Source organism: Rathayibacter sp. AY1C4 (assembly GCF_002932195.1).
Taxonomy (GTDB): Bacteria; Actinomycetota; Actinomycetes; order Actinomycetales; family Microbacteriaceae; genus Rathayibacter.
This window is the reverse complement of the sequence record NZ_PSWE01000025.1, coordinates 40,075-51,765: the sequence shown is the minus strand read 5'-3', so window position 1 is coordinate 51,765 and position 11,691 is coordinate 40,075. Positions and strand designations below refer to the sequence as shown.

Sequence of the window (11,691 nt, the reverse complement as noted above, 5' to 3'; positions counted from 1 at the left end):
GTCCTGCGCCGGACCACCGTCCCGCCCGACCCTCGCCCGGTCTCGATACGCCGCTCCGCCATCACTCGACCACCAGAAGGACACCGGCGGCCGCATGCCCCCGATCCCCCACCCGCTCGCCGCACCCTCCGAGGCGAACCGGCGATCCCTGTCAGCGGATCGTCGTAGCCGTACGCAGGGCGCCCTTGAGAACCCGGCCACCCTCCCCAGCCGACCGCGCCGAGCCAGTCGGGGACCGGCTCGCCACAGGCCCGGCGAACCGGCGATCCGCGTGCCAGCGGATCGTCGTAGCCGAACGCACGACGCTCTCACGAACCCGGCCACCCTCCCCAGCCGACCGCGCCGAGCCGGTCGGGGACCGGCTCGGAATTCAATACAGACAGTTCGGCCCCAGCAGGCTCTTCAGCTCGCCGAAGAGGTCCGGGGTGATGCGCACGGGGAACGGCACCTCGAACACGCGGGCCGTGTCGCCCTTGATGAGCTTCAGGCGCACCTCGGTCTGGCCGGAGTGGCGGATGAGCACGTCGCTGAGCTGCGAGACCGTGTCGGTGGTCGCGCGCGACTCGGGCATCGAGACGGTGAGCGGTCCCGAGTCGCCGTCCTGGCTCATCTCGGGGGCGAACAGGCTGAACGCGTGCAGATTCATCCCGTCGTCGCGCATGCTGACGCGGCCTCTGACGACGACGATGGAGTCGTTCGTGAGCGCCGGGGCGAACTCCTGGTAGGCCTTCCCCATGAACATGCAGGTGATCTCGCCGCCGAAGTCCTCGACCTGGATCATCCCGTACTGGTTGCCGGACGCCTTGGCCATGCGGTGCTGGACGCTCGTGACGAGGCCCGCGACGACCACGGTCTCGCCGTCGGCGATCGTCTCCGAGATCAGCAGGTCGGCGATCGTGGTGCTGTAGTGCTTGGCGAGCTCGGTCTCGAGTCCGGCGAGCGGATGGTCGGACACGTAGAGCCCGAGCATGTCGCGCTCGAAGGCGAGCTTGTCGCGCTTGGCCCATTCGGGCCGCTCGGGCACCTGGATCGCGGCCTGCGGCTCGTCCCAGAGGCTGTCGAAGTCGAAGCCGACCTGGCCGTTCGCCTCGTTGCGCTTCTCCCCCACCGCCGCCTCGACGGCGTCCTCGTGCACCTCGACCAGGGCGCGGCGCGTCGAGCCGAGCGAGTCGAAGGCGCCGGCCTTGATCAGCGACTCGATGGTGCGCTTGTTGGTCACCTGCAGCGGCACCTTGCGGAGGAAGTCGTGGAACGTCTCGAAGCGGCCCTTCTCCTCGCGGGCGGCCCGGATGCCCTCGACGACGTTCATGCCGACGTTGCGGACGGCGCCGAGGCCGAAGCGGATGTCGGTGCCGACGGCGGTGAAGAAGCCGATCGACTCGTTGACGTCCGGCGGGAGCACCTTGATCCCCATCCGCCGGCACTCGTTGAGGTAGGCGGCCATCTTGTCCTTGGAGTCGCCGACGCTGGTGAGCAGCGCGGCCATGTACTCCGCGGGGTAGTGCGCCTTGAGGTACGCCGTCCAGTAGGAGACGACGCCGTACGCCGCCGAGTGCGCCTTGTTGAAGGCGTAGTCGGAGAAGGGCAGCAGGATGTCCCAGAGGGTCTTGACGGCCTCCATCGAGTAGCCGTTGGCGATCATGCCGCCCGAGAAGCCCTCGAACTGCTTGTCCAGCTCGGACTTCTTCTTCTTGCCCATCGCGCGCCGCAGCAGGTCGGCCTGCGCGAGCGTGAAGCCCGCTAGCTTCTGCGCGATCGACATGACCTGCTCCTGGTACACGATCAGGCCGTAGGTCCCTCCGAGCACCTCCGAGAGCGGCTCCTCGAGCTCCGGGTGGATCGGGGTGATCTCCTGCACGCCGTTCTTCCGCAGCGCGTAGTTGGTGTGGGAGTCGGCGCCCATCGGGCCCGGCCGGTAGAGCGCGAGGACTGCGGAGATGTCCTCGAAGTTGTCGGGCTTCATCAGTCGGAGAAGGCCGCGCATCGGGCCGCCGTCGAGCTGGAACACGCCGAGCGTGTCGCCGCGGGCGAGGAGGTCGTAGGCGGCCTGGTCGTCGAGCTCGAGGTCCTCGAGCACGAGGTCCTGTCCGCGGTTGGCGCGGATGTTGTCGAGGGCGTCGTCGATGATCGTGAGGTTCCGCAGCCCCAGGAAGTCCATCTTGATCAGCCCGAGCGACTCGCACGCGGGGTAGTCGAACTGCGTGACGATCTGGCCGTCCTGCTCCCGCTTCATGATCGGGATGATGTCCAGCAGCGGATCGCTGGACATGATGACGCCGGCCGCGTGCACGCCCCACTGGCGCTTGAGGTTCTCGAGCCCGAGCGCGGTGTCGAAGACCAGCTTGGCCTGCGGGTCCTCGGCGATGACGTTGCGCACGTCGAGCGCTTCCTTGTAGCGCGCGTGGGCGGGGTCGTTGATGCCGCTGAGCGGGATGTCCTTGCCCATGATCGCGGGCGGCATGGCCTTCGTCAGCTTCTCGCCCATCCCGAACGGGAAGCCGAGGACGCGCGAGGCGTCCTTGAGAGCCTGCTTCGCCTTGATGGTGCCGTAGGTGACGATCTGCGCGACGCGCTCGTCGCCGTACTTCTCGGTGACGTAGCGGATGACCTCGCCGCGGCGACGGTCGTCGAAGTCGACGTCGAAGTCGGGCATGGACACGCGGTCGGGGTTGAGGAAGCGCTCGAAGATCAGGCCGTGGCGCAGCGGATCGAGGTCGGTGATCTTCATCGCGTAGGCCGCCATCGAGCCGGCACCGGAGCCGCGGCCGGGACCGACGCGGATACCGTTGCGCTTGGACCAGTTGATGAAGTCGGCGACGACGAGGAAGTAGCCGGGGAAGCCCATCTGCAGGATGACGCGGGTCTCGTAGTCCGCCCGGTCGCGCACTTCCTGGGAAATGCCGTCCGGGTAGCGCTCGCGCAGTCCGGCCTCGACCTCCTTCACGAACCAGGTGTCCTCGGTCTCGCCCTCCGGCACCGGGAAGCGCGGCATGTAGTTCGCCGAGGTGTCGAACTGGACGTCGCAGCGCTCCGCGATGAGGAGCGTGTTGTCGCAGGCCTCGGGGTGGTCGCGGAAGACCTGGCGCATCTCGCGCGGCGACTTGAGGTAGAACTCGTCCGCGTCGAACTTGAAGCGCTTGGGGTCGTCGAGGGTGGTCCCGGACTGCACGCAGAGCAGCGCCGCGTGCGAGGTCGCGTCGTGCGCGTGCGTGTAGTGCAGGTCGTTGGTGGCGACCAGCGGGAGGTCGAGGTCCTTCGCGAGCCGGATGACGTCGCCGATCACCCGCCGCTCGATGTCGAGGCCGTGATCCATGATCTCGGCGAAGAAGTTCTCCTTGCCGAAGATGTCGCGGTAGTCGGCGGCCGCCTGGCGGGCCTCCTTGTACTGGCCGAGGCGCAGGCGCGTCTGGACCTCGCCGCTCGGGCAGCCCGTGGTGCCGATCAGGCCCTCGGAGTACTGCGAGAGGATCTCGCGGTCCATGCGCGGCTTGAAGTAGTAGCCCTCGATCGACGCGCGCGAGGAGAGGCGGAAGAGGTTGTGCATGCCCGTCGTGGTCGAGCTGAGCAGCGTCATGTGGGTGTACGCGCCGGAGCCGGACACGTCGTCCCCTCCGCCGTCACCCCAGCGGATGCGTGTCTTGTCGGAGCGGTGCGTCCCCGGGGTGAGGTAGGCCTCGGTGCCGATGATCGGCTTGATCCCCGCCGCCGTCGCGGTGCGCCAGAAGTCGAAGGCGCCGAACACGTTCCCGTGGTCGGTCACGGCGATGGCCGGCATGCCCTCCTCGACCGCCGCGTCGATCAGCGGCTTCACCCGCGCTGCACCGTCGAGCATCGAGTACTCGCTGTGCACGTGGAGGTGGACGAAGGAATCGTTACTCGGCAAGGATGCGCCTCCGGCGGACTGCGGGCAGGGGAGGGATGGCCGGCGACCCGGGAGGGCCCGTGGACACGGCGGGAAGAAGTCTAACCGCGCCGGACGCGGGTCCGGCCGGGAGAGCGCGGATCACTCCCCGCGCAGCACCTCGAGGGCGTGCACCAGGTCGTCGGGGTAGGACGCCTCGAACTGCACCCACTCCCCCGAGCCCGGGTGGGTGAAGCCGAGCCGGACCGCGTCGAGCCACTGGCGGGTGAGGCCGAGCCGCTTCGAGAGGGTCGGATCGGCGCCGTACATGGCGTCGCCGACGCACGGGTGGCGCTGGGCGGCCATGTGCACGCGGATCTGGTGGGTGCGGCCGGTCTCGAGGTGGATCTCGAGGAGGGAGGCGAACGGGAAGGCCTCGATCGTCTCGTAGTGGGTCACCGAGGGCTTGCCGTCGGCGAGGACCGCGAACTTCCAGTCCGAGGACGGGTGGCGGCCGAGCGGGGCGTCGATCGTCCCGGCGAGCGGGTCGGGGTGGCCCTGCACGACCGCGTGGTAGACCTTCTCGACCGTGCGGTCGTGGAACGCGCGCTTGAGGTGCGTGTAGGCGCGCTCGGACTTCGCGACGACCATGAGGCCGCTCGTGCCGGCGTCGAGCCGGTGCACGATGCCCGCGCGCTCGGCCGCACCGGAGGTCGACACGGTGAAGCCCGCGGCGGCGAGGGCGCCGAGCACCGTCGGTCCCTCCCAGCCCACGGCGGGGTGCGCGGCCACTCCGACGGGCTTGTCGATCACCACGATGTCGTCGTCGTCGTGCACGATGCCGAGGCCGGGGACCGCCATCGGCACGATCCGCGGCTCCTCGCGCGGGCTCCACTCGACGCTCAGCCAGGTGCCGGCGCGCACGCGGTCGCTCTTGTCGAGGACCCGTCCGTCGGCGCTCACTCCGCCCGCCTCGGCGACCTCGGCCGCGAAGGTGCGCGAGAAGCCGAGCAGCTTCGCGACGGCCGCGTCCACGCGGAGGCCGTCGAGCCCGTCCGGGACCGGCAGCTCTCGGGACTGCGCCATCAGCGTCCGCCGGGGCGGTCGGCGTCGCGGGCCGCCTCCTCGACGGAGGAGGCCGCTGCGGGGGCGCCCGCTCCGGGGACGGCGGGAGCGCCGTCCTCGGAGACGACCTGCTCCTGCTCGTCGCGGCCCGCGCGCTCGCGGGTGCCGTCGAGGCCGACGCCCCGCACGCTCAGGAGGACGAACAGCGCCATCGCCGTGCAGATCGCGATGTCGGCGACGTTGTAGATCGCCGGGAGCAGCCACGGCGTGAAGAGGAAGTCGACGACGTGTCCGAGCCCGAAGGAGGGCTCTCGGAACAGCCGGTCGAAGAGGTTGCCGAGGGTGCCGCCGAGCAGCAGGCCGAAGAAGACGCCCCACGCGGTGGAGCGGATCCGGCGCGAGAACCAGATCACGGCGACGACGACGCACGCCGCGATGATCGAGAAGATCCAGGTCGACCCGCTCGCGAGGGAGAAGGCGGCACCCGGGTTCTTCACGTAGTGCAGGATCAGGACGTCGCCGAGGACGTGGACGTCCTCGCCCAGGGTCAGGTTCGTCGTGACCAGGAACTTCGCGGTCTGATCGATCGCGAAGACCGCGAGCGCGACGAGGCCGAGGGTGACGAGCACCCTCGGCCTGACGTCCGCTGCGGCGGGACTACGCCCCAAAGCCCGACAGCGAGGACTCCGTCGACGCCGGCTGGGTGTCGAGGTCGCGGAGCTGGCCCTCGATGTAGCTCTTCAGCTTCTGGCGGTACTCGCGCTCGAAGGTGCGGAGCTCGTCGATGCGGTGCTCGACCGTCGCGCGCTCCTCCTCGAGCTTCGCGACCTGCTGGCGCTGCTTGGCCTCGGCCTCGGCGACGATGCGGGCGGCCGTGGCACGGCCCTCGGCGACGAGAGCGTCGCGCTTCTCGGCACCCTCGCGCACGTGCTCCTCGTGGAGGCGGCGGGCGAGCTGCAGGAGTCCGCTGGAGCTCTCGGCCTCGTCGACCGGAGCCGACTGCGAGGAGCTGACGGGAGCGACGACCGGTGCGGGAGCCGGGGTGGGCTCGGGCTCGGACTGCGGCTCCGGCTCGGGTGCCTCGTCGACCACCGGGGCGGGAGCAGGAGTGCTCTCGCGCGGGGCGTCGGAGACTCGGGCGTCCGAGGGGCGGCTGTCGCCGGAGGAGAGGCGCTGACGAAGCTCCTCGTTCTCCTGGTTCAGGCGGCGGAGCTCCACGACGACCTCGTCGAGGAAGTCGTCGACCTCGTCCTGGTCGTATCCCTCACGGAACTTGGTCGGCTGGAACCGCTTGTTGACAACGTCTTCGGGAGTGAGCGCCATGGCTTTCCACCTTCGATTTCAAGTAGGTACACGTTTAACAACGCGCGACTAAAGCTAGCAACTTCAGGCGCACGGCGCAGTGCTGACACCGCGGGGAACGTCCGGACGTGCCAACGATACAGGGACGGTCAGGCGCGCTGGAGCCACGTGGCGATGTACATGCCCACGATGACGCAGAGCATGGTGAGGCTCCAGCCGAAATCGAGCGCGATCGGACCGATCGAGACCGGCTTGATCAGGCGTCGGAAGAAGCCGATCGGCGGGTCCGTGACGGTGTAGACGCCCTCCGCGGCGACGAGGCCGGCACCGCGGGGGCGCCAGTCGCGTCGGATCACGCGGACGAGGTCGAGCACGAACCGCGCCCACATCGCGAAGAAGTAGAGCAGCAGCACGAAGTACAGGACGCTCCCGAGGAGCGAGACGACGGAGGTCACCGGGGGCCAGGGCTCCCCGGGATCAGGACTTCGCGAAGAACGACGCGTCGGCGTCGCTCTCGGCGGAGGCGGAGTCGCCGGCGACGGTGATGTGCGACGGCGAGAGCAGGAAGACCTTGCTCGTCACGCGCTCGATGCGGCCGTAGAGGCCCTGCGAGAGTCCGCTCGCGAAGTCGATGAGGCGGCGGGCGTCCGCATCGCTCATCTGCGAGAGGTTGATGATCACGGGGATGCCGTCGCGGAAGTTCTCCGCGATGACCTGCGCGTCGCGGTACTGCTTCGGGTGGACGGTGAGGATCTCGTTCATCTCGGCGGGTGCCGTCGCCTTCGGGGTCTGGGGGGTGGGCTTGCGGAGCGGGGTGACCGTCGCGCGGGGCTGCTGCACCGGCTCGACGGGAGGGACGGGCTGCACCGGGGAGACCGGTGCGCGGTGGGCCGTCGCCGGGGCCGCCTCGACGGGCTCTGCGCGCTCGTACTCGACCTCTTCGTCGGCGAGTCCGAGGTAGACCATCGTCTTCTTCAGCGGGTTGGCCATGGGGTGTCCTCCGTGTCGTGTGTGCTCCCACAGGTGGGTCACCACGAGGTTAGGTGCGGGCGGGGCGTTCTCCGGTGATTGCCGATCCGATTCGCAGGTGTGTCGCACCCTCCGCGATCGCCTCGGCGAAGTCGTTCGACATGCCCGCCGAGATCGCCGTGGCGGAGGGCTCGACGGCGCGCACGCGGTCGGAGATCGACCGGAGCCGGGCGAAAGCCGGACGGGGCTCCTCGTCCAGCGGAGCGACCGCCATCACGCCGCGCAGCGTGAGGCCGGGCGCCCCGGCGAGAGCCTCGGCGAGGGGCTCGACGTCGGCGGGCGACGCTCCCCCGCGGTCGGGATCCTCGGTGAGGTTGACCTGCAGGAACACGTCGAGCGGCTCCTCCCCCGCCTCCAGCAGCGGGACGAGCGCGAGCCGGTCGACGGAGTGGACCGCGTCGGCGTAGCGGCGCACCTGGCGCGCCTTCTTGCTCTGGAGCTGCCCGATGAAGTGCCAGCGCGCAGCGGTCCCCGCCAGCTCGGCCGACTTCTCCTGCGCCTCCTGGTGCCGGTTCTCGCCGAAGTCGACGACGCCCAGCTCGAGGAGGTCGCGGAGCAGCGACACCGGGTGGAACTTGGTCACCACGATGGTCGTGACCGAGGACGCCTCGCGACCGGCCGAGCGGGTCGCGTCGGCGACCCGCTCGGAGACCTCGGCCCAGCGCGCGGCCAGCTCCGGATCCGGCACGACTACTTGAGGAAGTCGGGGATGTCCAGGTCGCTGTCGTCGTCGTCGAAGGACGGGTCGGCGACAGGGGCCGGGGCGGCGACGGGGGTGCTCGACCAGATCGAGCCAGCCGCAGGGGCGGCGGCGGGAGCCGGGACGGGCTCGGCGGCCGACTCGCTCGCCGAGCTCTGCTGCTGGCGCGGCTGGGCGATCGCGGCCTGAGCGGTCCCGCCCGGCTCTCCGCCGTCGAAGCCCGCGGCGATGACGGTGACGCGCACCTCGTCGCCGAGCGTGTCGTCGATCACGGCACCGAAGATGATGTTCGCCTCGGCGTGCACCGCCTCCTGGACGAGGCGCGCCGCGTCGTTGATCTCGAAGATGCCGAGGTTCGAGCCGCCCTGGATCGAGAGGAGCACGCCGTGCGCGCCGTCGATGCTGGCCTCGAGCAGCGGTGAGGCGACGGCCAGCTCAGCCGCCTTGATCGCGCGATCGGCGCCGCGCGACGAGCCGATGCCCATCAGCGCCGAGCCCGCGCCCTGCATGACCGACTTCACGTCGGCGAAGTCGAGGTTGATCAGGCCGGGCGTGGTGATCAGGTCGGTGATGCCCTGGACGCCGGCGAGGAGCACCTGGTCGGCGGTCGCGAAGGCCTCGAGCATCGAGATGCCGCGGTCGCTGATCTCGAGCAGGCGGTCGTTCGGGACGACGATGAGCGTGTCGACCTCGTTCTTCAGCGTCGCGACGCCGGCCTCGGCCTGCGTCTGCCGACGGCGTCCCTCGAACCCGAAGGGCTTGGTCACGACGCCGATGGTGAGGGCGCCGATCGACTTGGCGATCCGCGCGACGACGGGCGCGCCGCCGGTGCCGGTGCCGCCGCCCTCGCCCGCGGTGACGAAGACCATGTCGGCCCCCGCGAGGACCTCCTCGATCTCCTCGGCGTGGTCCTCGGCGGCGCGGCGGCCGACCTCGGGGTCGGCGCCGGCGCCGAGTCCGCGGGTCAGCTCGCGGCCCACGTCGAGCTTGACGTCGGCGTCGCTGAGCAGGAGCGCCTGGGCGTCCGTGTTGATCGCGATGAATTCGACACCGCGCAGGCCGAGCTCGATCATGCGGTTGACGGCGTTGACGCCACCACCGCCGATGCCGACGACCTTGATCACGGCGAGGTAGTTCTGGTTTGAAGTCACGTCTCCGGCCTCCGGGCTGAACCTTAAACCTGTAGTTGAGGCTTAAAGTTATGCTGAGTATGCATTTGGGGTTCGGCTCCGACGGTAGGCGGAGTCCGGTCGCGCTCCCAGCAGACACGCCCGCAACGCTCGAAAGAACGCGCGGATCCGTCGCCGGTCAGGGCCGGGGCGCCACGACGGCGGCCTGGGGCGAGGACACGTCGTAAGTGCCGACGACGGCGGGGTCGGTCGCGGCCATCAGCTTCTCGAGCACGACGGCCTTGAGCGCCGACTCGTCCGACCCGCCCCAGACGACTTCCGTGCCGTTCTGCAGGGTGAGCGAGACGTCGTCGCCGGTCGTGGCCGTGGCGGCCGTCACCTGCGGAGCGAGCGACGCGGGCAGGGAGCGCAGCACCCGCGCGGTCGCGCGGAAGCCGGCTCCCGAGGCGTCGCCGGACGCGGTGGTGAGGACCGGGTAGCCGGGCTGCGCCGAGTCCGCCGTCTCGATGACAACTCCGGCCGCGTCCACGAGCTCGAAGCGGCCCCCCGCCGCGATCACGCCGAGGGGCGTGCGCTCGACGATCGACACCACGAGGGTGCTCGGCGGCCGGGTCTGCACCGAGTAGCTCTGGATGAGCGGGGACGCGCCCAGCACGCGGCCGACCTCGTCCCGGTCCACCAGGGTGAGCGGGACGCCGAGCTGGTCGTCGAGCTCGCTCTGCAGGGCGGCGGCGTCGACGCGCTGGGTGCCCGAGATCTCGATCGTGCGCACGGCCATGAGCGGCGAGAAGGCCGCGACTCCGACGATGAGGGCGAGGGCGACGAGCGATCCGGCCACGACCAGGGCGATCAGGCGGCGCCGACGCGCGCGCTTCGTGAAGCGGCGGACCTCCCCCCGCTCGTAGCGCCTCCGCTCGCGGGCGGCCCGGGAGACGGCCCGGTTCTCGGCACCGGGCAGGCGCAGGCCCGAGAGGGTGCGGCGGACCGCGCCCGCGCGCGACGGAGTGCGCTCGGCCGGCTCCGGGGCCACGCGGATCGCGGTGACGATCCGGATCGGCTCGGTGTCCGGCTCCGGCTCGCCGCCGCGCGCGGGGACGCTCCGACCGGGCGCCGGAGGGAGTCCGCCGTCGGGCCGCTTCACGGCCGCTCCCCCGCTTCGGGCGCGAGGACCGCGGTCATCGTGCGACCGGCGCGGCCTCGCTCGCGCCGAGCGACTCGAGCACCTGCGGGATGATCCGGTAGACGTCGCCGCAGCCGAGGGTGATGACGAAGTCGCCCTCGCGCGCGATGCCGGCCGTGAGGCGGGCCGCCTCCGCCCAGTCCGGGACGAACGAGACGTGCGACGGGTCGGCGAACTTCTCGCTGACCAGCGCTCCGGTCACTCCGGGCTCCGGATCCTCGCGCGCCCCGTAGACGTCGAGGACGATCGTCTCGTCGGCGTAGCGCTCGAGCGTCGCGGCGAACTCGCGGGCGAAGAGGCGGGTGCGGCTGTAGAGGTGCGGCTGGTGCACGGCGATGATGCGGCCCTCGCCGACCACGGTGCGCGCGGCGGAGAGGGCGGCGGCCACCTCGGTGGGGTGGTGGGCGTAGTCGTCGTAGACGCTGACTCCGCGGACCGCTCCGTGCAGCTCGAAGCGGCGCTCCGTGCCTCCGAACGCCGACACGGCCTCGAGCGAGGCGGCCGGATCGAAGCCCAGGCCCACCAGCACTGCGAACGCGCCGGCCGCGTTGATCGCGTTGTGCCGGCCGGGGATGCGGAGGCGGGCCGAGTAGCGCCTGCCCTCGTACTCGACCGAGAAGCCGACGGGGCCGACGAGGTCGAGGTCGACGACGCGGACGTCTGCCCCCTCGGCCTCGCCGAAGGTCAGCACCCGTCCGCCGACCAGCCGCTCGGTGACGCGGACGGCGCCGGGGTCGTCGGAGGAGATGACGACGAGCTCGCTCGCGGAGGAGGCGAAGGTGACGAAGGCCTCCTCGAACGCCTCCAGCGATCCGTAGTGGTCGAGGTGGTCCGGGTCGACGTTCGTGATGAGGGCGACCGCGGTGTCGTAGAGGAGGAAGCTGCCGTCCGACTCGTCGGCCTCGACGACGAAGACCTCGCCGGAGCCGGCGGCGGAGGAGGTGCCGAGGCTCTCGATGATGCCGCCGTTGACGAAGCTGGGGTCGGCGTCGACGCCGAGCAGGCCGGTGACGATCATGCCGGTCGACGTGGTCTTGCCGTGCGCTCCGGCCACCGCGACCAGGCGCCTGCCGCGCACCAGCCAGGCGAGGGCCTGCGAGCGGTGCAGCACGGGCAGGCCGCGCTCCTTCGCGAGCAGGTACTCGGGATTGTCGGGCCACAGGGCGGAGGTGACGACGACCGCCTCGGCGTCCCCGAGGTTCGCCGCGTCGTGGCCGATGGCGACCGGGACGCCGAGCTCCCGCAGCTGCTCGATGGGGTGGGACTCGCGGACGTCGGACCCGGTGACCCGGTGCCCGGCGTGGTGGAACAGCCGGGCGATCCCGCTCATCCCGGAGCCGCCGATGCCGATGAAGTGGACCGAGCCGAGCTCGTCGGGGACGGTGATGCCGAGGTCGGGCTTGATCACGGGGCTCTCGCTTTCGGGTGGGTCGCGGCGGGCGGG

The 11,691-nt window shown here is 70.8% G+C and carries 10 protein-coding genes; all 10 read right to left on the bottom strand.

Annotation, left to right across the window (positions count from 1 at the left end; translation table 11 throughout):
- Positions 1 to 370 precede the first annotated feature (370 nt).
- On the bottom strand, positions 371 to 3,832 hold the full coding sequence (gene dnaE / locus C5C99_RS12840; RefSeq protein ID WP_244229655.1) for a DNA polymerase III subunit alpha: 3,462 nt from the start codon (positions 3,830 to 3,832) through the stop codon (positions 371 to 373).
- Between the two features lie 171 nt (positions 3,833 to 4,003).
- On the bottom strand, positions 4,004 to 4,927 hold the full coding sequence (locus C5C99_RS12835) for an RluA family pseudouridine synthase (RefSeq protein ID WP_104340196.1): 924 nt from the start codon (positions 4,925 to 4,927) through the stop codon (positions 4,004 to 4,006).
- On the bottom strand, positions 4,927 to 5,535 hold the full coding sequence (lspA, locus tag C5C99_RS12830) for a signal peptidase II (RefSeq protein ID WP_104318959.1): 609 nt from the start codon (positions 5,533 to 5,535) through the stop codon (positions 4,927 to 4,929). Before lspA ends, C5C99_RS12835 begins: the two co-directional genes overlap by 1 nt.
- Positions 5,536 to 5,563: 28 nt before the next feature.
- Positions 5,564 to 6,229: a DivIVA domain-containing protein gene (locus tag C5C99_RS12825; RefSeq protein WP_104340195.1), complete on the bottom strand. Its 666-nt coding sequence runs from the start codon at positions 6,227 to 6,229 to the stop codon at positions 5,564 to 5,566.
- Positions 6,230 to 6,357: 128 nt separating this feature from the next.
- Positions 6,358 to 6,663, bottom strand: a complete 306-nt coding sequence (locus tag C5C99_RS12820) for a YggT family protein (protein WP_258059242.1) — start codon at positions 6,661 to 6,663, stop codon at positions 6,358 to 6,360.
- A 22-nt stretch (positions 6,664 to 6,685) separates the two neighbouring features.
- Positions 6,686 to 7,198: a cell division protein SepF gene (locus C5C99_RS12815; protein ID WP_104222599.1), complete on the bottom strand. Its 513-nt coding sequence runs from the start codon at positions 7,196 to 7,198 to the stop codon at positions 6,686 to 6,688.
- A 49-nt stretch (positions 7,199 to 7,247) separates the two neighbouring features.
- Positions 7,248 to 7,925, bottom strand: a complete 678-nt coding sequence (locus C5C99_RS12810) for a YggS family pyridoxal phosphate-dependent enzyme (protein WP_104222598.1) — start codon at positions 7,923 to 7,925, stop codon at positions 7,248 to 7,250.
- Positions 7,926 to 7,927: 2 nt separating this feature from the next.
- Positions 7,928 to 9,088 carry a cell division protein FtsZ gene (ftsZ, locus tag C5C99_RS12805; RefSeq protein ID WP_104222597.1) on the bottom strand — a complete coding sequence of 387 codons (1,161 nt, stop codon included), beginning with the start codon at positions 9,086 to 9,088 and terminating at the stop codon, positions 7,928 to 7,930.
- A gap of 157 nt (positions 9,089 to 9,245) precedes the next feature.
- The gene (locus C5C99_RS12800) at positions 9,246 to 10,208 is read right to left on the bottom strand and encodes a cell division protein FtsQ/DivIB (RefSeq protein ID WP_104261662.1); all 963 of its coding nucleotides are present in this window, start codon (positions 10,206 to 10,208) and stop codon (positions 9,246 to 9,248) included.
- 34 nt (positions 10,209 to 10,242) lie between these two features.
- Positions 10,243 to 11,655 (bottom strand): UDP-N-acetylmuramate--L-alanine ligase, encoded by a 1,413-nt coding sequence (gene murC, locus C5C99_RS12795; RefSeq protein ID WP_104261663.1) that lies wholly within the window; start codon positions 11,653 to 11,655, stop codon positions 10,243 to 10,245.
- Between the last annotated feature and the right edge of the window lie 36 nt (positions 11,656 to 11,691).

Bases quoted from the DNA above. Each gene is read 5' to 3' on its own strand.
- dnaE (WP_244229655.1), bottom strand. From the start codon at position 3,832: ATGCTCGACGGTGCAGCGCGGGTGAAGCCGCTGATCGACGCGGCGGTC.
- C5C99_RS12825 (WP_104340195.1), bottom strand. From the start codon at position 6,229: ATGGCGCTCACTCCCGAAGACGTTGTCAACAAGCGGTTCCAGCCGACC.
- C5C99_RS12835 (WP_104340196.1), bottom strand. From the start codon at position 4,927: ATGGCGCAGTCCCGAGAGCTGCCGGTCCCGGACGGGCTCGACGGCCTC.
- C5C99_RS12815 (WP_104222599.1), bottom strand. From the start codon at position 7,198: ATGGCCAACCCGCTGAAGAAGACGATGGTCTACCTCGGACTCGCCGAC.